The 18,911-nt window shown below is 74.1% G+C and carries 19 protein-coding genes and 1 pseudogene; 12 read left to right on the forward strand and 8 right to left on the reverse strand.

What is annotated here, in order from left to right:
• From FNX44_RS10750 to FNX44_RS10760, 3 genes are all read left to right on the forward strand, one after another.
• Positions 1-1,208, forward strand: a 1,208-nt coding sequence (locus tag FNX44_RS10750) for a S1C family serine protease (RefSeq protein WP_143647813.1), incomplete at its 5' end; no start/stop codon positions are given.
• Positions 1,209-1,375: 167 nt separating this feature from the next.
• The gene (locus FNX44_RS10755; protein WP_143647814.1) at positions 1,376-1,861 is read left to right on the forward strand and encodes a sec-independent translocase; all 486 of its coding nucleotides are present in this window, start codon (positions 1,376-1,378) and stop codon (positions 1,859-1,861) included.
• A gap of 206 nt (positions 1,862-2,067) precedes the next feature.
• A complete protein-coding gene (locus FNX44_RS10760) occupies positions 2,068-2,751 on the forward strand; it encodes a hypothetical protein (protein WP_143647815.1) in 684 nt (227 codons plus the stop codon).
• 75 nt (positions 2,752-2,826) lie between these two features.
• Here the strand turns inward: FNX44_RS10760 and FNX44_RS10765 are convergent, their stop codons facing one another.
• Positions 2,827-3,984 (reverse strand): Mrp/NBP35 family ATP-binding protein, encoded by a 1,158-nt coding sequence (locus FNX44_RS10765; RefSeq protein ID WP_143647816.1) that lies wholly within the window; start codon positions 3,982-3,984, stop codon positions 2,827-2,829.
• Positions 3,985-4,124: 140 nt separating this feature from the next.
• On the opposite strand from FNX44_RS10765, the gene FNX44_RS10770 reads away from it, so the two are divergent.
• Positions 4,125-4,925: a hypothetical protein gene (locus FNX44_RS10770; protein ID WP_323369212.1), complete on the forward strand. Its 801-nt coding sequence runs from the start codon at positions 4,125-4,127 to the stop codon at positions 4,923-4,925.
• Positions 4,926-4,959: 34 nt separating this feature from the next.
• Here the strand turns inward: FNX44_RS10770 and FNX44_RS10775 are convergent, their stop codons facing one another.
• A complete protein-coding gene (locus tag FNX44_RS10775; RefSeq protein ID WP_143647817.1) occupies positions 4,960-5,508 on the reverse strand; it encodes a hypothetical protein in 549 nt (182 codons plus the stop codon).
• A gap of 81 nt (positions 5,509-5,589) precedes the next feature.
• Here FNX44_RS10775 and FNX44_RS10780 point away from each other — a divergent pair, with 81 nt between their 5' ends.
• The 4 genes from FNX44_RS10780 to FNX44_RS10795 all read left to right on the forward strand — a co-directional run bounded on the left by FNX44_RS10780 (position 5,590) and on the right by FNX44_RS10795 (position 8,485).
• The gene (locus FNX44_RS10780) at positions 5,590-6,207 is read left to right on the forward strand and encodes a suppressor of fused domain protein (RefSeq protein ID WP_143647818.1); all 618 of its coding nucleotides are present in this window, start codon (positions 5,590-5,592) and stop codon (positions 6,205-6,207) included.
• Between the two features lie 43 nt (positions 6,208-6,250).
• Complete coding sequence (locus FNX44_RS10785) at positions 6,251-6,889, forward strand: DUF6758 family protein (RefSeq protein WP_143647819.1); 639 nt, start codon at positions 6,251-6,253, stop codon at positions 6,887-6,889.
• Between the two features lie 59 nt (positions 6,890-6,948).
• Positions 6,949-7,794: a PHP domain-containing protein gene (locus FNX44_RS10790; protein ID WP_143647820.1), complete on the forward strand. Its 846-nt coding sequence runs from the start codon at positions 6,949-6,951 to the stop codon at positions 7,792-7,794.
• A gap of 85 nt (positions 7,795-7,879) precedes the next feature.
• The gene (locus tag FNX44_RS10795) at positions 7,880-8,485 is read left to right on the forward strand and encodes a MarC family protein (RefSeq protein ID WP_143647821.1); all 606 of its coding nucleotides are present in this window, start codon (positions 7,880-7,882) and stop codon (positions 8,483-8,485) included.
• On the opposite strand, the gene FNX44_RS10800 is transcribed toward FNX44_RS10795, so the two are convergent.
• Together FNX44_RS10800 and FNX44_RS10805 are read right to left on the reverse strand one after the other, a co-directional pair.
• On the reverse strand, positions 8,482-9,339 hold the full coding sequence (locus tag FNX44_RS10800; protein ID WP_143647822.1) for an alpha/beta fold hydrolase: 858 nt from the start codon (positions 9,337-9,339) through the stop codon (positions 8,482-8,484). The two genes, FNX44_RS10795 and FNX44_RS10800, sit on opposite strands and share 4 nt — an antisense overlap.
• Positions 9,340-9,373: 34 nt before the next feature.
• Positions 9,374-10,945 (reverse strand): annotated as a pseudogene (locus FNX44_RS10805) (DEAD/DEAH box helicase); the annotation flags it as partial.
• A 348-nt stretch (positions 10,946-11,293) separates the two neighbouring features.
• On the opposite strand from FNX44_RS10805, the gene FNX44_RS10810 reads away from it, so the two are divergent.
• Entirely contained in the window at positions 11,294-12,046 is a 753-nt protein-coding gene (locus tag FNX44_RS10810; protein ID WP_143647824.1) for a ferritin-like fold-containing protein, read from the forward strand.
• Positions 12,047-12,094: 48 nt separating this feature from the next.
• On the opposite strand, the gene FNX44_RS10815 is transcribed toward FNX44_RS10810, so the two are convergent.
• From FNX44_RS10815 to FNX44_RS10830, 4 genes are all read right to left on the reverse strand, one after another.
• A complete protein-coding gene (locus tag FNX44_RS10815) occupies positions 12,095-12,367 on the reverse strand; it encodes a hypothetical protein (RefSeq protein WP_143647825.1) in 273 nt (90 codons plus the stop codon).
• A 218-nt stretch (positions 12,368-12,585) separates the two neighbouring features.
• On the reverse strand, positions 12,586-12,813 hold the full coding sequence (locus tag FNX44_RS10820; protein ID WP_181355857.1) for a DUF3107 domain-containing protein: 228 nt from the start codon (positions 12,811-12,813) through the stop codon (positions 12,586-12,588).
• A 192-nt stretch (positions 12,814-13,005) separates the two neighbouring features.
• A complete protein-coding gene (locus FNX44_RS10825) occupies positions 13,006-13,668 on the reverse strand; it encodes a TetR/AcrR family transcriptional regulator (protein ID WP_143647827.1) in 663 nt (220 codons plus the stop codon).
• 210 nt (positions 13,669-13,878) lie between these two features.
• On the reverse strand, positions 13,879-14,103 hold the full coding sequence (locus tag FNX44_RS10830) for a hypothetical protein (protein WP_143647828.1): 225 nt from the start codon (positions 14,101-14,103) through the stop codon (positions 13,879-13,881).
• 184 nt (positions 14,104-14,287) lie between these two features.
• Between FNX44_RS10830 and FNX44_RS10835 the strand changes: the two genes are divergently transcribed.
• From FNX44_RS10835 to FNX44_RS10845, 3 genes are all read left to right on the forward strand, one after another.
• Positions 14,288-15,283 (forward strand): alpha/beta fold hydrolase, encoded by a 996-nt coding sequence (locus FNX44_RS10835; protein ID WP_143647829.1) that lies wholly within the window; start codon positions 14,288-14,290, stop codon positions 15,281-15,283.
• Complete coding sequence (locus tag FNX44_RS29685) at positions 15,270-16,661, forward strand: DUF3152 domain-containing protein (protein WP_323369215.1); 1,392 nt, start codon at positions 15,270-15,272, stop codon at positions 16,659-16,661. Before FNX44_RS10835 ends, FNX44_RS29685 begins: the two co-directional genes overlap by 14 nt.
• Positions 16,662-16,918: 257 nt before the next feature.
• Positions 16,919-18,892, forward strand: coding sequence for a DUF3492 domain-containing protein (locus FNX44_RS10845; RefSeq protein ID WP_143647830.1), 1,974 nt, complete (start codon positions 16,919-16,921; stop codon positions 18,890-18,892).
• The last annotated feature ends 19 nt before the right edge of the window (positions 18,893-18,911 follow it).

The raw sequence follows: 18,911 nt of genomic DNA on the forward strand, positions 1-18,911 counted from the left end.
GGTCGGCGCCGCACCCGCCCGCGCCCCCCGGCGCGACCGGCGGAGGCGGACGTTACGACCCGTGGGCGGTGCCCGGCGTCCCGCCCGGGGGCGAGGTGCGGATCGTGGAGGTCGTGCCCCGGCGTCGGCTGATCGTCGTCGGCGCACTGCTGGTCGCGCTGCTCGCGGGCTGTGTCGGCGGCGCGGTCGGCATGTACGTGGAGCGGACCGGCGGCCTGGTCGGGGTGACGCTGCCGCAGGCCGACCCCGAGAGCCCGGAGCGCCCCGCCGACAGCGTGGCCGGCATCGCCTCCGCGACGCTGCCCGGCGTCGTCACGCTGCATGTCCGAGGCGCCGGGGCCCAGGGCACGGGCACCGGATTCGTCCTGGACGACCGCGGCCACATCCTCACCAACCACCACGTCGTCAGCCCGGCCGCCCGGGGCGGCCGGATCGTCGTCACCTTCAACAGCGGTGAGCGGGTCAACGGCCGGCTGGTGGGTGGCGACGGCGGCTACGACCTGGCGGTGGTGAAGGTCGACGGCGTGTCCGGCCTGCGCCCGCTGCCGCTGGGAAACTCCGACTCCGTGCGGGTCGGCGACCCGGTGGTGGCGATCGGCTCGCCGTTCGACCTCGCGGGCACCGTCACGACCGGCATCATCAGCGCCAAGGAGCGCCCGATCACGGCGGGCGGCAGGGGCGCAGACACGGACGTCAGCTACGTCAACGCGCTGCAGACGGACGCGCCCATCAACCCGGGCAACTCCGGCGGCCCGCTGGTGGACACCAAGGGCCGGGTGATCGGCGTCAACAGCGCGATCCGCAGCGGGCGCGGCGCCGACGACGGCCAGGCCGGCTCGGTCGGCCTCGGCTTCGCCATACCGGTGAACCAGGCCAAGCGGGTCGCCGAGGAGCTGATCAACACCGGCAGCGCCACCCACCCGGTCATCGGCGTCAGCGTGGACATGACCGACCGCAGCGAGGACGGCGCGCGGGTCGGCGGCGACGACGACCGCCCCGGCGTGGTGCGCGGCGGCCCGGCGGACAAGGCCGGCATCAGGGACGGCGACCTGATCACCGCCGTCGACGGCGCCCGGGTGCGCAACGGCGAGGAGCTGATCGTGCGCATCCGCAGCCACCGCCCCGGGGACAAACTGGAGCTGACGGTCGAACGGAACGGCAAGGAGCGCAAGGTCACGGTGACGCTCGGCACGGCCGGCCGGGAGTGACCCGTGGCACACCGGACAGCTTCGGACGCCCCGGAGGACCGGCGTGAGCCGGGCAAAGCCTTGTTGAACTCCTCCCGGCTCACTCCCGGTCGCGCGGCGGCGCCAGGTACCGTTGCGGTCTGGACCTCCGCCCCGCCCCGACACGCAGAACCCGAGGGAGCAGCAGCGTGATCTTCGATTTTGGAGCCATGGAGCTTCTGGTGCTCATCGTGCTGGGCATGCTGCTCTTCGGCCCGGAGAAGCTGCCGAAGGTGATCTCGGACGTCGTCTCCTTCATCCGCAAGGTCCGCTCCTTCTCCGACAGCGCCCGGGACGACATCCGCAAGGAACTCGGTCCGGAGTTCAAGGACTTCGAGTTCCAGGACCTCCACCCCAAGCGGTTCGCGCAGAAGCACCTGATGGACCGGGACGACCTCGGCCTGAAGGAGCTGAAGGAGATCCGGGAGAGCCTGGACCTCCGCAAGGAGCTGTCGGAGGTGACGGACGCGGTCAACGGCGTCGGCCGGCAGGCCGACGGCACCCCGGACGTCCTGCGCAAGCCGGAACTCCCGGCGGCCGACGGAGCGGCGACGGCGGCCAACGGCACGCCCAGGGCGGACCTCACCAAGCGCCCCCAGCCCCCCACCGCCGCCTTCGACCCCGACGCCACCTGAGCACTCGGGGGCCACTCACCGTCTCCCTCGCGGCGGACGGAGAGCGCCCGTGCGCCCCCACCGTTGTGTCCGACCTGCCCACTGTTGGGCCTCGGGGTGGCTATCCTCCCTGTGTCCGGGGTCGAGCCGTGCGCGGCGCACCACACGCGGTGTGCCGCCGTGGTGCCCGGCCGTGACAACGGGGACGCAAGGAGGCTTCTGCGCACATGGAGACGACAAGTCGGGCCACGCCGCCCGCGGCCGTCACTGACCGGTCCGCTCCCCGGCCAGGTGAGAACGGGGAGCACTCGACCGGGGACGCCGAGCTGGCCGAGCTCGCGGGCACGGCCGGCTTCCCCTGGTACGGCCTGGACGAGGCCTTCGGCGGCCGCCGCTGGCTGATGCAGGTGGGTGCCGGCGCGGACGGCACCGTGGAGCACGGCGCGCTCGGCCACGGCGACCAGCCGTCCCTGCGCTGCGAGTCCGACCAGATGAGCCGGCGCTTCGCCGTCGTGGTGACGGTCGCCGCCCGCCCGCTGCGCCGCAGCGCCGACGGGACCGGCGTCCTGGAGGCAACCAGCGGCTCCTCGGCGGCCTGGCTGGCCGGTTCCGGCCTGCTGTCCTGCACCTGGCCGGTGCAGATGGAACGCTCCCTGCGGCAGGACTGGCTGGAGCAGCAGACGGACATCGCCTGGGACCTCGCCGACAACCTGGGCGGGGACGGCTGGAGCACGCTGTCCCTGCCGGTCGACGGCGTGCCGGTGGACTTCCACTACCGGGAGTCCGAGTACGGCTGGGTGCTGGCCGGCTCGGCCGAGAGCTACGTCCACCTCGGCGCCTACGGGCGCGGGATGAGCGCCTACGGCCTCGGCTTCAGCCAGGTGCCCGACCTGGCCGACTACGCCGACTGACCCCAAAGACGACGTCACCCGCGCCCCACGAGGGGCGCGGGTGACGGTACGGCCACGCGCGGGTCGGCGAGACGCTCAGAACTTGTTGCGCGGTGTCAGACCCAGCGACATGCCCTGGAGGCCGCGCTGACGGCCGCCCAGCTTGCCGGCGATCGAGCGGATCGCGGCGCCGGCCGGCGACTCGGGGTCGGTCAGCACGACAGGCTTGCCCTCGTCGCCGCCCTCCCGGAGCCGGACGTCGATCGGGATGCTGCCGAGCACCGGCACCTGGGTGCCGGTCGTGCGGGACAGCCCCTCGGCGACCCGCTCGCCGCCGCCGGTGCCGAAGACGTCGACCATCTCGTCGCAGTGCGGGCAGGGCAGGCCCGCCATGTTCTCGACCACGCCGACGATCTTCTGATGGGTCTGCACGGCGATGGAGCCGGCGCGCTCGGCGACCTCGGCCGCGGCCTGCTGCGGGGTGGTGACGACCAGGATCTCGGCGTTCGGGATGAGCTGGGCGACGGAGATCGCGATGTCGCCGGTGCCCGGCGGCAGGTCGAGCAGCAGCACGTCCAGATCACCCCAGTACACGTCCGCGAGGAACTGCTGGAGCGCACGGTGCAGCATCGGCCCGCGCCACACCACGGGCGCGTTGCCAGGGGTGAACATGCCGATGGAGATGACCTTCACGCCGTTGGCCGCCGGCGGCATGATCATGTCCTCGACCTGGGTGGGCCGGCCCTCGGCGCCCAGCATCCGGGGCACGGAGTGGCCGTAGATGTCGGCGTCCACCACGCCGACCTTCAGCCCGTCGGCGGCCATCGCCGCGGCGAGGTTGACGGTCACCGACGACTTGCCGACGCCGCCCTTGCCGGAGGCAACGCAGTACACCCGGGTCAGCGAGTTCGGCTGGGCGAACGGCACTTCGCGCTCGGTCTTGCCGCCGCGCAGCGTGTTGGCCAGCTCGCGGCGCTGCTCGTCGCTCATCACGTCCAACTCGACGCTGACGCCGGTGACCCCGGCCACACCCCGCACCGCGTCGGTCACCCGGGAGGTGATGGTCTCCCGCATCGGGCAACCGGAGACCGTGAGGTAAACCACGACAGCGACGGAGCCGTCCTCCGCGATATCCACCGATTTGACCATGCCAAGCTCGGTGATCGGGCGATTGATCTCCGGGTCGTTCACCGTCCCGAGAGCGGTGAGAACCGCGTCCTCGCTGGGCGCGGATCCGTACGTGTCGGTAGCCATAGGTCGATGGTACGGCTCCGGGTGGGACTGCGAGGAGGTGCCCGTGACGCAAAACGGTAGGGTGCGGTTGCTCCGGCCCGCTCGCGGTCAGTGAACGCCGCGGTCCGGTTTCGACGCGACCCTACGGAGGACGAGCCGAAGTGACAGCCAGCGCCCGTCGACGGACCCCGCACCGGACCGGCCTTCCGCGGCGGGGCGGCCCGGCGTTCCGCGCGGCGCTGCTGGGCCTGCTGGTGCTGGCGGGCGCGGTCACGGGCTGCGGCGCCCCCGAGGTGGACCCGGACGAGGGCACCAACGGCGTCGGCAAGCTCGCCGCGAAGACCATCGAGCAGCGGGCCCGCAAGGCCGCCGAGTCCGCGCAGGCCGTCCGGCTCTCCGGCAGTGTGGCCGGCCAGGACAGCACCTACCGCCTCGACATGCGGCTCAAGTCGGACGGCGGCGTCGGCGAGGTCTCCACCAAGGGCGGGCCGCGCTTCGAGCTGCTGCGCGTGGCGGAGGAGCTGTTCCTGAAGGCGGACGCCGACTTCTGGGTCCACCAGGACAAGGACGGTGAGCCGAGCGCCTCCGACAAGGAGGCCGCCCGCAAGCTGGAGGGCAAGTACGTGCGGGTGCCGCCGGACGACCCCTCCTACAAGCAGCTCAGCGGCTTCACCGACATGAAGGTGCTGCTGGACGGACTGCTGTCGTTGGAGGGCCGGCGGGAGACGGGCGAGCGCCGCGAGGTCGGCGGCGTGCGGACCATCCAGGTGCTGGCCGGCGGCGGCCGCGGCGGGAAGCTGGACGTCTCCCTCGTCGGCACGCCCTACCCGCTGCGGCTGGAACGCGGCGGCGACGCGGGCGTGGTGGAGATGGCCGAGTGGAACAAGGCCTTCGCCCTCCGGGTCCCGAAGAAGGAGCAGATCGTCGACCACGGCTCCCAGACCACCCTGAACCAGGGCTGACGCCGGGGCTGCCGCCGGGGCCGATGTGCCGGGTTCAGCGCCCGGAGCGGCGGCGGGCGGCGGCGCGGAGCAGCCGGGGGAGGGCCTGGGGCTGGGCGCGCCGGGTGGTCGCCGGGGTCGGCAGCGGCGCCGCGTCCGTCGACTCCCGGGGCATGGCGCCGGGCTCCTGGCTGGGCGCGCCGGACGGTTCGAGCCGCAGTACCCGGCACTCGGCGGCCCACCGCTCGGTCAGCGTCGCGGTGTCCGGGGCGTTGAGCCGCTTGGCCTTCAGCTCCTCCGCGGCCGCCGTCCACGCCTCGCCGCCGGGCGCGAGCTCGACCACCCTGGCCGGCCAGACCACCAGCCGCCCGCCCTTGTCCTTGCTGCGCGCGGTGACGGTCGCGGTGCCGCCGTCGACGAGTTCGAGGCCGTCGACGGGCTGCTCGCCGGGCCCGGTCACCACACAGACCGCGCCGTCGTGCCAGGCGTGCCACAGGGCGCGCGCCGGGCCGCGGGCGCCCCGCACCCACACCAGCGCGGACTTCTTGGCCGACTCCTCGATCAGGGCCTGGGAGAACAGCGGCTGCGCGGCGGTCTCGGTCATGCGCCGACCCTACCGCGCGGCCCCCCGACGGCCCGGGCCCGGACCGGAGGGCGGACGGCTACCGGTGCGTAGACTCGCCGCATGAGCCGCGTACTCGAACTGGTGGAGGCCCACCTGACCGCCGAGCTCGGCGAGCCCGACGCCCGGGCGGCGGTGACCTTCCTCGGCGCCGACCGCGTCGAGGTGCTGCGCTTCACCGCCGACACCCCCCAGGGGCCGGTCGTGCGGTACGCGACGCTCGGCATGTCCGGCGCGCCGATGACCGACCCCACCGCGCCGGTCGCCGACCCCGAACGCGGGCCGCGCGCCGAGCTGCTGCTGGCGGTCCGTCCGCTCACCCGGGCCGGCGGTCCCGTCCCGGAGGTGGACAAGGTGCTGCGGCCGCTGGCGGTGCTGGCGGCCTCACCTCAGGTGGAGGGCGTCGTGGTGGCGCCCGGCGCGTCGCTGGACGTCGGTGAACCGCTGTGGCCCGGGGCGCCGTTCACCTCCGTCCTGGTGGCCGAGCCGGGCGGTGTGGTGCCCGACCTGGAACTGCCCGACCCCAAGGACCCGGTCCGCTTCCTGCCGCTGCTGCCGATGACGCCCAACGAGGCGGCGTGGAAGCGGGTGCACGGCGCGCAGGCCCTGGAGCAGCGCTGGCTCGACCAAGGCACCGACCTACGTGACCCGGGACGCGGGACGGTACCCCTGACCGGGTGATCGTCCTTGACGAAGTCGCCGTCTGGTAGGACCGTAAGTCGACATGAGGGGCGAACCCAGTTGCCCGAAGTGCGGTAGCCGGGTCAGGGCGCCCGGCCTCTTCTCCGACTCCTGGCAGTGCGACGTGCACGGCCCGGTCTACCCGTTGCAGCCCGTGGTGCCGCCCAGCGTGGAGGCGCTGGGCGTGGTGGTGAACCGCGCGCGGGTGCCGGTGTGGATGCCCTGGCCGCTTCCGGTCAACTGGCTGTTCAGCGGGGTCGCCTCGGCCGGGGACGACCGCAGCGGCGGCCGGGCCACGGCGGTCGCCTGCTCGGGCCCCGGCCCGCTCAGCGGCCCGGGCGAGATGCTGCTGATCGCCGAGGAGCTGGGCGTCGGGCTCGGCGCCCGCTTCGCCGGTATTCCCGGCCCGGACCCGGGCCCGCATCTGTCGCTCGGCAAGCCGCCGCAGACCAAGGTGTACGCGGCCGGCCGCCCCACGCCGCTGTGGCAGCTGGACGGAGTGCCGGAGGACCGGGCGGCGTTCGCGGGCGAGGCGCGCGGACTGTGGCTGTGGGCGGTCGTGTGGCCCATGGAGTCCGGTCTGCTGCTCTACGACGAGCTGATACTGACCGATCTGCGCGAGGCCGGCTCCGAGATGGAGCTCCTGCCCTGCGGCGCCCTCTCCCCACGCCTGCTGGACTGACCGGCCGGCGGTCGGCGGTTAGACTTCTGCCGTCCCCGCCCCCGAGCCCGGAGTCCGCCGTGCGCATCGACCTGCACACCCACTCCACGGCTTCCGACGGCACGGACACCCCGGCCGAGCTCGTGGCCAAGGCGGCCGCCGCCGGTCTCGACGTGGTCGCGCTCACCGACCACGACACCGTCGCGGGCCACGACGAGGCGATCGCGGCGCTGCCGACCGGTCTGACGCTGGTCACCGGCACGGAGTTCTCCTGCCGGCTGGACGGTGTCGGCCTGCACATGCTCGGCTACCTCTTCGACCCGGCGGAACCGGAGCTCGCCCGCGAGCGGGAGCTCGTCAGGGACGACCGGGTGCCCCGCGCGCGGGCGATGGTCGGCCGACTGCGGGAGATGGGCGTGCCGATCACCTGGGAGCGGGTGCTGGACATCGCCGCGGACGGCTCCATCGGCCGCCCGCACATCGCCACGGCGATGGTGGAGGCCGGTGTGATCGACGACGTCTCGCAGGCCTTCACCGCCGACTGGATCGCCGACGACGGCCGGGCGTACGTGAACAAGCACGAGCTCGACCCGTTCACCGCCGTCCGGCTGATCAAGAACGCCGGCGGCGTCGCGGTATTCGCCCACCCGAGGGCGGTCAAACGCGGCCAGGTCGTGCCCGAGAGCACGATCGCCGAACTCGCCGCCGCCGGTCTCGACGGCATCGAGGCCGACCACATGGACCACGACGCGACCACCCGGGCCCGGCTGCACGGCCTCGCCCACGACCTCGGTCTGCTCGCCACCGGCTCCAGCGACTACCACGGCGACCGCAAGACCTGCCGGCTGGGCGACTTCACCACCTCGCCGGACGTCTACGCGGAGATCGCGGCCCGCGGCTCAGGCGCCTCGCCCGTCACCCGCTGAACCTCCCGGCCCTCCGGCCGGCACACCACATACCGAGGCGGGGAATCCCCCGCCGGCACCACCCACACACACGCAAGGCACCACCGTGTTCGACGCCGCCGTCTTCGGCTCCCTCTTCCTGACCCTTTTCGTGATCATGGACCCGCCGGGCATCACCCCGATCTTCCTGGCCCTCACCTCCGGCCGGCCGGTGAAGGTCCAGCGCCGGATGGCCTGGCAGGCCGCGCTGGTCGCCGGCGGCGTCATCACCCTGTTCGGCCTCTGCGGCAAGCAGATCCTCGACTACCTGCACGTCTCGATGCCTGCGCTGATGGTCGCCGGTGGCCTGCTGCTCCTGCTCGTCGCCCTCGACCTGCTGACCGGCAAGACCGACGAGCCGAAGCAGACCAAGGAGGTCAACGTCGCGCTTGTCCCGCTGGGCATGCCGCTGCTGGCCGGCCCCGGCGCGATCGTCGCGGTCATCCTCGCGGTGCAGAAGGCCGACGGCGCCGCCGGCCAGGTGTCGGTGTGGGCGGCCATCGCCGCGATCCACGTCGTGCTCTGGCTGACGATGCGCTTCTCGCTGGCGATCGTCCGGGTGATCAAGGAGGGCGGCGTCGTGCTGGTGACGCGGCTGTCGGGCATGCTGCTGTCGGCGATCGCCGTCCAGCAGATCGCCAACGGCGTCACCCACTTCATCCAGGGCGGCTAACGCCCCTGGTCCGCGGCCCAGAAGTCGAGCAGGGCCCGGGCGGTGGCGGTCGGGTTCTCGACGGCGGGGGAGTGCGCGGCGTCCTCGACGATGGTGTGGCGCGCGCCGAGGCGGTCGGCCATCTCGGCGATGTCCTCCACCGGCCAGGCGTAGTCGAGAGCGCCGTGCAGCACGTGTTTGGGCAGGTCGACGGCGGCCAGTTCCTCGACCCGGTCCGGTTCGGCGATCAGCTGCTGCGCGGTGGCCGACAGCTGGGCAGGGGAGGTGTTCATCCAGCGCTCCCGGAGGAAGGCGGAGACCTCCGGCGGGGTGGACACGTCGGCCGCCTCCGGCGGGTCCAGCTCGATCATGGCGTCCCACACGGCGGCCATGTCCATCACCGGCAGCGCGCCGAGCAGCATCTTCAGCCGCTGCTGCTGTGCGGGGGCGACCGCGCCCGGACCGCTGCTCATCACGGTGAGCGAGCGGAACGGCGACGCGTCGAGCAGTACCGCCGCCCGGCTGACCAGCCCGCCCATCGAGTGGCCGAGCAGGTGCACCGGCCCGCCGAGCGCCCTGGCCAGGGCGAGAACGTCGGCAGCCAGCTCGGACTGCGCGTAGGCGGCCTCGTCGTCGGTCGGCCCGGTGCTCTCGTGCTGCCCGCGGCCGTCCACGGCGACCACGCGCAGACCGGCCCGGGCGAGCGGCGCGAGCAGGGTGATGAAGTCCTCCTTGCTCCCGGTGAAACCCGGAACGAGCAAGGCGGTGCCGCGGGCGGGTTCGCCGGCGTCGTGCACGGCGAACTCACCGCGGTCGGTGGCGAGGCGGTGGGCGCGGGCGCCCGGGGGCAGTTCCAGCGTCGGCGGCTTGCTCATGCCGTGACGCTACCCGGAATCAGCCCTCGGACTGCGCGGCGGCGCCACCCCGGGTGCGCCGGCGGCGGCGACGCGGCTTGCGCGGGCCGCCATCGGCGGCGTCGGCACCGGCGGCCGGGGCGGCCGCGGCGGTGTCGGCCGCGCCGGAGGCCTGCGCGGGTACGGCGGCCGCGGCGTCGACCGGCTGTCCGCTCCGGGTGCGCCGGCGGCTGCGGTTGCGGGCCGGGCGCTCGGCGCGCTCGGTCTCGCCCTTGGCGGCGTTGGCCGTGTTGGTGGTGGCGGCGCCGCGCTTGCGGCCGTTGCCCCGGCCGCGTCCGCTCTCGCCCAGGTCCTCGAGCTCCTCGGCGGCGAGGCCGGCGCGGGTCCGCTCCGACCTGGGCAGGACGCCCTTGGTGCCCTCGGGGATGCCCAGCTTCTCGTAGAGGTGCGGGGAGGTGGAGTAGGTCTCCTCCGGCTCGTGGAAGTCCAGCCCGAGCGCCTTGTTGATCAGCTGCCAGCGGGGGATGTCGTCCCAGTCGACGAGGGTGACGGCGATGCCGGTGGCGCCCGCCCGGGCGGTGCGGCCGACCCGGTGCAGATAGGTTTTCTCATCGTCCGGCGTCTGGTAGTTCAGCACGTGCGTGACGCCCTCGACGTCGATGCCGCGGGCCGCGACGTCGGTGCACACCAGTACGTCTACCTTGCCGTTGCGGAACGCGCGCAGCGCCTGCTCGCGGGCGCCCTGGCCGAGGTCACCGTGGACGGAGCCGGCGGCGAAGCCACGGCGGAGGAGCTGCTCGGTCAGATCGGCGGCGGTGCGCTTGGTGCGGGTGAAGACCATCACCAGGCCCCGGCCCTCCGCCTGGAGGATGCGGGCGACCATCTCCGGCTTGTCCATCGAGTGCGCGCGGAAGACGTGCTGGGTGATGTTCGCCACCGTCTTGCCCTCGTCGTCCGGCGAGGTGGCGCGGATGTGCGTGGGCTGCGACATGTAGCGGCGGGCCAGCGAGATGACCTGACCTGGCATGGTCGCGGAGAACAGCATCGTCTGGCGCTTCGCGGGCAGCCGCTCGATGATCTTCTCGACGTCCGGCAGGAAGCCGAGGTCGAGCATCTCGTCGGCCTCGTCCAGCACCAGGCCCTTGATCTTCGAGAGGTCGAGCTTGCGCTGACCGGCCAGGTCGAGCAGTCGGCCGGGGGTGCCGACGACGATGTCGACGCCCTTGTTGAGCGCCTCGACCTGCTGCTCCTGCGGCCGGCCGCCGATGATCGACACGACGCGCACGTTGCGGACCTTGCCCGCGGTGAGGAGGTCGTTGGTGACCTGCTGGCACAGCTCGCGGGTGGGGACGACCACAAGCGCCTGCGGGGCGTCGGTCAGCTGCTCGGGCGTCGCCCGACCGGCCTCCACGTCGGCGGGGACGACCACGGCCTCCAGCAGCGGCAGGCCGAAACCGAGGGTCTTGCCCGTGCCGGTCTTGGCCTGGCCGATGACGTCCTTGCCCGCGAGGGCCACCGGAAGCGTCATCTCCTGGATGGGGAAGGGGGTGGTGATACCGACGGCCTCGAGTGCTTCGGCCGTCTCAGCGAGGATTCCGAGGGAACGGAAAGTCGTCGTGGACAGGATGCTTGCCTCTTCTGTGAGACGCGGGACGAGGCGGCGAGGCGGGTCGTACCGTGCCGGCGTGGGGATCGTTCGTCACCACGCGGCCCGGGACCACTAGCTCTCGCTCAAGCGCTCATTCCGCGCGAGCGGTCCCTCACCTGCGGAGGGCGGTCTGGTCGGAGCCGATCGTGCTACCGACCGGGCATCCGCGTTCATGCGCGTGCCCGCCGACTCCGACGGGCCTATATCACTGTACCTCCAATCCACGCAGCCGCACCGGGACGATTGGCTCACATCACGTCGGGCGCCCTGCGCCGGGCCTCCGACGCGGGGCCGACGCAGCAGGTGAAGCGGGCTATTGTGCCGGGCATGGAGACGCCTGACACCCCCGCCGAGGGAACCCCCGAGCAGCAGGAGCCGACGCTGACCGGAATCGCCGCGAAGAGCTGGTCGGAGGCCTCGGCCGACCCGCACTACCGGGACGCCGTGGTCGACCTGCTCGGCGCGCTCGCCTACGGCGAGCTGGCCGCCTTCGAACGCCTCGCCGAGGACGCCAAGCTCGCCCCGACCCTCGTCGACAAGGCGAAGCTGGCCGCGATGGCCTCGGCCGAGTTCCAGCACCACGAGAAGCTCGCGCGGCGGCTGGCCGCGATCGACGCCGACCCGACCGAGGCCATGCAGCCGTTCGTGGCCTCCCTCGACGAGTTCCACCGCCTCACGGCACCCTCGGACTGGCTCGAAGGACTGATCAAGGCGTACGTCGGCGACTCGATCGCCTCCGACTTCTACCGGGAGGTCGCCTCCCGGCTGGACTCCGACACCCGCGCGCTCGTGCTCGGGGTGCTCGACGACACCGGTCACTCGAGCTTCGCCGTCGAGCGGGTGCGGTCCGCCATCGAGGCCGACCCCCGGGTCGGCGGGCGGCTCGCCCTGTGGGCGCGACGGCTGATGGGCGAGGCGCTGTCGCAGGCCCAGCGGGTCGTCGCGGACCGGGACGCGCTCTCCACGATGCTCGTCGGCGGGGTCGCCGACGGCTTCGACCTCGCCGAGGTCGGCCGGATGTTCTCCCGGATCACCGAGGCGCACACCAAGCGGATGGCGGCCCTGGGCCTGGCCGCCTGACGGTCGGGCGCGGGCTGGGGGCGGCTCCGGGCCGCGAGCCGGGCGAGGTCACCGGATCGGGTGGGGGCGTGCGCCGGTCGGCCGGTCGGCGTCGAGCAGCAGCGACAGCAGCGCGGCGGCGACCAGCCCGCCCAGCACCAGCGAGGTGAGCAGGTTCCCCGGGCCGAGGACCGCCCGGGCGAGCAGCCCGCCGAACGCCCCGGCCACCACCCCCGTGGCCACCACCAGCCGTGCGTCGCGGAACCGCCCACGGGCGATCCGCAGCGCGCCGAGCGCCAGGACGAGACCGATCAGCGCGGAGCCGAGCAACTCCCCGAGCATGGGACCTCCAGATCGCGGGTGCCTTGCGGAGTGAGTGCGTTGAGTGCGGTGGGGTGAGTAGGACGCAGGGGTACGGAGTGGACCTGAGCGGACGTTCCCCGTCCTACCCCGCGCGGTGGGCGCACAAAACGGCGGCCGGGAGCATTCGCTCCCGGCCGCCGTCGCCGTCACGCCTGTGGCGGTGTCCCGCGCCCTCCCGGCCTCAGGGGCCGGGTGAGTCAGACGGCGCCGAAGCCCACCCGCCGCGTCTTGGTCTCGCCGATGTCGACGTACGCCAGCCGGTCGGCCGGCACCAGCACCTTGCGGCCGTGCTCGTCCTCCAGGCTCAGCAGCCCGGTCTTCCCGGTCAGCGCCTCGGCGACGATGGCCTCGATCTCCTCGGCCGTCTGCTTGCTCTCCAGAGTGAGCTCGCGGGGCGCGTGCTGCACGCCGATCTTGACCTCCACGGCTATGTCCCTCCGACCGTCAGTGGAATGCGGCGAACCGCGCTGTACGCAGCCACATTAGCCCGAGCGGAGGGCCCGGCGGCCCTTGATCGGCACGCCAGCAGCGAACACCGGCCGGGAACACCGCCCCGCGGGGCGGTGTTCCCGGCCGGTGCCGTGGAAGGTCGGGCTCAGGACTCGGCCAGGACCGTGTCAGGACTCGTCGCCGCCCTGGGCGTTCTCCTGCGCGTTCTCCTGCATCGGGAAGCCGGCGATGCCGCGCCAGGCGAGCGAGCTGATGAGCTGCGCCGCCGCGTCCCGGGGGATCTTCTGACCCGAGCCGAGCCAGTAGCGGGCGGTGATCTGGGCCATCCCGGTCAGCCCGGTGGCCAGCAGCATCGCCTGCTCGGCCGGCTGGTCGGTGTCCTCGGCGATGACCTCGCTGACCGCCTCCGCGCACTCCAGGCTGACCTTGTCCACCCGCTCGCGCACGGCGGGCTCGTTGGTCAGGTCCGACTCGAACACCAGCCGGAAGGCGCCGCCCTCGTTCTCCACGAACTGGAAGTAGGCGTCCATCGTGGCCGCCACCCGCAGCTTGTTGTCCGTGGTGGAGCCGAGCGCGTCCCGGACCGCCTGGATCAGGGCCTCGCAGTGCTGGTCGAGCAGGGCCATGTAGAGGTCGAGCTTGCCGGGGAAGTGCTGGTACAGGACCGGCTTGCTGACGCCGGCGCGGTCGGCGATGTCGTCCATGGCCGCCGCGTGGTAGCCCTGCGCGACGAACACCTCCTGGGCGGCCCCGAGGAGCTGGTTGCGTCGGGCCCGGCGCGGCAGGCGCGTACCTCGCGGCCGTGCCTCGGTCTGCTCGATGGCGCTCACGCCTGCCTCCCTGGTTCATTCCGCACGCGGTGTGCGCTGCGCCCGCCATCGTACGGTTCGGTAACCGGACCGCGCGCCCCGCGCGGGGAGAATTTCACTGCACGCGCCCCGGCCTGCGGGGGTTTGTCCGTTGCTCAATTGTGTAACGGGGAGGTGGGCGCCGACCAGCCGGCGTCGGCGTCCGGCGTCGGTCTCACGTTGTGGACTGGGTCAGCGGTAGTCGTCCTCGTCGAGTTCGACCACCCTGGCCTGCTCCGCCGCGTCCGCCGGGTCGACCTCGACCAGTTCGCGCTCGTTCAGCGGGGCGTCGCGGTTCTCCAAGACCTCCGCCCGCTGCTCCGCGGCGTCGGCCTCGGGGGCCTCGGGGTCGGTAACGCCGTAGTCGGCGTCGTCGGCGTCCTCGTAGGTGTCGGGATTGCTCGGGTCGACCGGCATGACGCTCCTCGTGCCCTCGGTAGTCCTCTTGAGCTGCTTCCACCGGCGCGGTGGCCGCTCAGGCCTCTGCCACCGAGCGTAGAAGCCACCGCCCGTCACCGCGAGGGATACCCGGCGGCGATCGCCCGAACTCTGTGATCGCCCACACGTGACCCCCGGCGTGATCAAGCCGTAACATTGCCGCATGACTTCGACCGACCACGCGCTCAGCCGCATCACGGCGCCCGCGCAGCGCCCCCCGGCGGGCTGCTCCCGGGTCGGCGAGGGGGAGACCCTGCGGTTCGTCGACCTGCCCGGCGGTAGCCTCGCGGTGCGCGCCCGGCCCCCGGCGGGCGGGCGCCCGCTGCCGCCCGCCCTCTACGTGCACGGCCTCGGCGGCTCCTCGCAGAACTGGTCACCGCTGATGGCCGAACTCGGCGAGGCCGTCGACGGCGAGGCGGTCGACCTCCCCGGTTTCGGCGACTCCCCGCCGCCCGAGGACGGCAACTACTCCCTGAGTGCGCACAGCAGAGCGGTGATCCGCTTCCTGGACGCGTCGGACCGGGGCCCGGTGCACCTCCTGGGGAACTCGATGGGCGGCGCCATCGCCACCCGGGTCGCGGCCCTGCGCCCGGACCTGGTGCGCAGCCTCACGCTTGTCTCTCCGGCGCTGCCCGAGCTGCGGCCGCAGCGCAGCGCCCTCCCCACCGGGCTGCTCGCCGTGCCCGGCACCATCCGCCTCTTCCGGCACGCCACCCGGGACTGGACGCCGCACGACCGCGTCCAGGGCCTGCTCGGCCTCTGCTACGGCGACCCGAGCCGGGTCACCCCGGAGGCCGTGGAGCTGGCCGCCGCCGAGTTCGAACGCCGTCTGACGCTGCCGCACTTCTGGGACTCCCTCGCCCGCTCCGCGCGCGGCGTGGTCGACGCCTACACGGTCGGCGGGCAACACGCCCTGTGGAGACAGGCTTCCCGGGTGCTGGCCCCTACTCTGCTGGTGTACGGGCGACGTGACCGGTTGGTCTCCTTCCGGATGGCCCGCAAGGCGTGCCGGGTCTTCCGGGACTCCCGGCTGCTGACGCTGCCGGAGGCCGGCCACGTGGCGATGCTGGAGTACCCGGACGTGGTGGCGGACGCCTTCCGCCGCCTGTCGGCGGAGACGGAACGGGCAGGAGTTGAGGCGACGCGTGGGACGCCATAGCCGCCCCCGGCGGGGCTTCGGTCGCACCGCGCACATACCTCGCGCCCGGCAGGGCGCGGAAGACCTCGAACAGCCCGCGCCACGCGAACAGGTCGGGCGCCCCGAGGAGACCGGGTGGGCCCCGGAGGCCGGCACGCCGCGGCCGCGGACCCCGAGCACGCCGACCGGCTCCGGCGAGCCCGGCCGTGAACGCCCGTACCCCGAGCGGGCGGGCGGCGAGCACGTGCGGGGCGGCCACCCGGCCCATCCGGAGCGGCCCCGCGCCCCGTACGGTCCGCCGCCCGGACGCCCCACCGGGCCGCCCTCCGGCGCCCCGCGCGGCGCGTCGGTCGTGCCCGGCCCGCGTCGGCCCGCCCCCGCACCGGGCCCGGAACCCGGCGAGCCACGCCAGGAGTACCTGGACGCCTTCGACCGCCCGACCGCGGACGGCGACCTGCCCCCGGGCAGCGACCTCCCGCCGGGCCGTCCCGCCGCCGAACTGCACACCGCGCCGCTGTCCGCGACGGACAGCCTGCCCGAACCCGAGGAACCGGAAGTCACCGAGGACGCCTTCGCACGCGGCCGCCGCGGCCGCACCATGACGGGAGTCGCCGCGGCGGCGATCACAACCGTCCTCGCGGTGCTGGTCGCGGGCCAGGTGGCCACCGGGCGGGACGACGGCCGCGCCCCTTCGGCGGAGAAGGGCGACACCCGCGAGGCCGACGGCGGCACCTCGCGCGGGGACGAGCGTCCGCCTCCGGCCGAGCGGAAGCCGCCCGAGCAGCAGACCCGCCCGGCCACCTACCAGCAGAAGATGGCCGCCGTCTTCGCGCTCGATCCGGAGCTCGCCGGACCCGGTCGCTTCGACACCGTCGGCGGTTCGGCGGACGGGCCGAAGTCCGGGCGCGCGTACACCTACCGGGTGGACGTGGAGAAGGGCCTCGGGCTGGACGCCCGGCTGTTCGCCGAGGCGGTGCACAAGACGCTGAACGACGAACGCAGTTGGGCGCACGGCGGCGAGCGGTCGTTCTCCCGCGTCTCCTCCGGCCGGGCGGACTTCGTGATGACCCTCGCCAGTCCCGGGACGACCGCCGACTGGTGCGCCAAGTCCGGCCTCGACACCACCGAGGACAACGTCTCCTGCGACTCCGCCGCGACCGAGCGCATCATGATCAACGCCTATCGGTGGGCGCGCGGCGCCAAGACGTTCGGCCCGGACAACATCCTGGCGTACCGTCAGATGCTGATCAACCACGAGGTCGGCCACCGGCTCGGCTACGGCCACGTGGAGTGCGCGCGCGACGGCGCGCTCGCCCCGGTGATGATGCAGCAGACGAAGTTCCTCACCACCGGCGACCGGACCTGCCGCCCCAACCCCTGGCCGCACCCGGACCTCTGACGCCCCCTCGGCCCCGGGCCTGACGCCCGACGTCCGAGGCCCGCGCCCGACGACCGCGAGCGGCGCCGGGCGGACACTGCCACCTCGAACGCCCGCGGGTGGCAGAAGTCACGGTTGTTCACCCCTTCCGGTGGTGCCGCGGACAACCGTCCGCCGCCCGCCCCGGCCGCGCGCTTACCTTCTTCCCGCAACGCCGCGAAGGCGGTGGCGTCGAGAACCGTCCTCAAGGCTCGGTACGGAAGAACGGGGGTGTGCCCATGCGCGTCGCACTGCTCACGGAAGGCGGCTACCCGTACACGCACGGCGAGTCGGTCGTGTGGTGCGACCGGCTGGTGCGCGGCCTGAGCGGCCACGGGTTCGAGGTGTACGCGCTCAGCCGGAGCCGCCGCCAGGAGGAGGCCGGATGGCTCGGGGCGGCGCTGCCGGCCCACGTCCGGCGGGTCCGCACCGCGCGCCTGTGGGGGCCCGCCCGACCGGCCCGCACCGGCGGACGCGGCGGCCCGGCGGGCCGCCGGCAGGCGTTCGCGCGGCGCTTCGACGCCCACTTCGAGGAGTTGGCCCGGGCCGTCTGCGCCCCGGACGAGGCCGACGCGGCGGGGCGCCCGGCCGTGGGCGCGTCGCCCGGCCGGGGACCGGCGGAGGACCGTTTCGCCGAGGGCCTCTACGGACTGGCCGACCTCGCCGCCGAGTACGGCGACCTCACCGCCGCGCTCTGCTCGGAGCAGACCGTCCGCCTGCTGGAGGCGGCCTGCCGGGCACCCGGGGCACCGCGAGCCGTCCGGACCGCCCGGGTGGCCGACCTGCTCGCCGTCGCCGAGCGGCTGGAACGCGCGCTGCGTCCGCTCTCGCTGGACTGGCACCTCCCGTCGCCGCGCGGTGAGGACACCGGACTCGCCCGGGTCGACCTGTGCCACGCGGTGGGCGGCGGCGTCGCCGCGCTGCCCGGACTGCTCGCCAGACGCCTGCACGGCACCCCGCTGCTGCTGACCGAGTACGGCGTCCGGCTGCGCGAGCACTACCTGAGCGGGCTGGCCGGCCTGCTCGACCCCGCCGGCGGCGCCCCCCGCGCGGGCTCGGCGGCGGTTCGCGCCCTCCTCGGCTCGTTCCAACGGCGGCTCGCCACCGAGGCCTACCGCACCGCCGACCTCATCACCCCGGGCAACACCCACACCAGGGGCTGGCAGGTCCGCTGCGGCGCGGCGCGTGAGCGGCTGCGCACGGTCTACCCGGGCATGGACAGTGCGCGCCTCCTCCACGTGCCCGAGGACGACGGCGAGCCCGTCGCCAACCCGCTGCTGGTCTGGGTCGGCCCGCTCACCCCGGCGAAGGACCCGGCCAACCTGCTGCACGCCTTCGCCGAGATCCGCCGGGTCCGGCCGACGGCCCGGCTGCTGGTGGTCGAGACCCGGCCGGGCGCGGGCGGGGACTACGGGTACGCCGCCCACTACCGGGCACTCGCCGACCGGCTCGCCCCGCCGCCGCACGACCCGGCCGTCCCACCCCCGGTGGTGTTCGAACGGCTCGGCGGCCCGGCGGCGCCCACCCTCGCCGAGGTGTACGCGGGAGCCTCGGTGGTGCTGCTCTCCAGCGCCGTCGAGGGCTTCCCGCCGTCGCTGGTGGAGGCGATGTTCTGCGGCCGGGCGACGGTCTCCACGGACACCGGCGCGGTCCGCGAGGTCATCGGCGGTACCGGGCTGGTGGTGCCGCCGGGCGACCCCCGCGCGCTCGCCGAGGCCGCGCTGGCGCTGCTCGCCGACTCCGGCCGCCGGGCCCGACTGGGCGCGGCGGCCCGAGCGAGGGCGGCGGAGCTTTTCACCGTCGAACAGAACGTGACGGCTTTTCGTGGCATTTACCTGGAGCTGATGTCCCGTCACCCGGTGCGCGGGGGAGCGGACCGGGTGACGGAACGCGCGCCGCGACCGTTCGAACGCACCGCGGAGAGCGCGGGACTGCCGGAGGCCCCCGCCGGGCCGGACGCAACCGGGCCCCGCACCGCCGGGCCCGGCAGCACCATGCCCGACACCGTCCTCCCCGGCACGGCCGCGCCGCCACCGGCGCCCGGCGGCTCCGGGGCGGCCACCACGGCGCCCCGCCGGGTGCCGAGCTGGGCGCGTGATCCGGCGGCCGCCGCCCGCGTGCCGGACCGGCGCACCGAGACCGCGCGGGGCGCGACGCCGGTCGCCGCCGGTGCCGGGCCCGCCTCCGGCGGCTGGGAGGGGGCACCGGAATGAGCCGCCCCCACGTGCCCCC

Source organism: Streptomyces alkaliterrae, from assembly GCF_007097205.2.
Lineage (GTDB): Bacteria > Actinomycetota > Actinomycetes > Streptomycetales > Streptomycetaceae > Streptomyces > Streptomyces alkaliterrae.

What these genes read in the sequence shown, in the direction of transcription:
- FNX44_RS10760 (WP_143647815.1), top strand. Translation starts at nt 2,068, where the DNA reads ATGGAGACGACAAGTCGGGCCACGCCGCCCGCGGCCGTCACTGACCGG.
- FNX44_RS10765 (WP_143647816.1), bottom strand. Translation starts at nt 3,984, where the DNA reads ATGGCTACCGACACGTACGGATCCGCGCCCAGCGAGGACGCGGTTCTC.
- FNX44_RS10775 (WP_143647817.1), bottom strand. Translation starts at nt 5,508, where the DNA reads ATGACCGAGACCGCCGCGCAGCCGCTGTTCTCCCAGGCCCTGATCGAG.
- FNX44_RS10780 (WP_143647818.1), top strand. Translation starts at nt 5,590, where the DNA reads ATGAGCCGCGTACTCGAACTGGTGGAGGCCCACCTGACCGCCGAGCTC.
- FNX44_RS10785 (WP_143647819.1), top strand. Translation starts at nt 6,251, where the DNA reads ATGAGGGGCGAACCCAGTTGCCCGAAGTGCGGTAGCCGGGTCAGGGCG.
- FNX44_RS10800 (WP_143647822.1), bottom strand. Translation starts at nt 9,339, where the DNA reads ATGAGCAAGCCGCCGACGCTGGAACTGCCCCCGGGCGCCCGCGCCCAC.
- FNX44_RS10810 (WP_143647824.1), top strand. Translation starts at nt 11,294, where the DNA reads ATGGAGACGCCTGACACCCCCGCCGAGGGAACCCCCGAGCAGCAGGAG.
- FNX44_RS10815 (WP_143647825.1), bottom strand. Translation starts at nt 12,367, where the DNA reads ATGCTCGGGGAGTTGCTCGGCTCCGCGCTGATCGGTCTCGTCCTGGCG.
- FNX44_RS10830 (WP_143647828.1), bottom strand. Translation starts at nt 14,103, where the DNA reads ATGCCGGTCGACCCGAGCAATCCCGACACCTACGAGGACGCCGACGAC.
- FNX44_RS10835 (WP_143647829.1), top strand. Translation starts at nt 14,288, where the DNA reads ATGACTTCGACCGACCACGCGCTCAGCCGCATCACGGCGCCCGCGCAG.
- FNX44_RS10845 (WP_143647830.1), top strand. Translation starts at nt 16,919, where the DNA reads ATGCGCGTCGCACTGCTCACGGAAGGCGGCTACCCGTACACGCACGGC.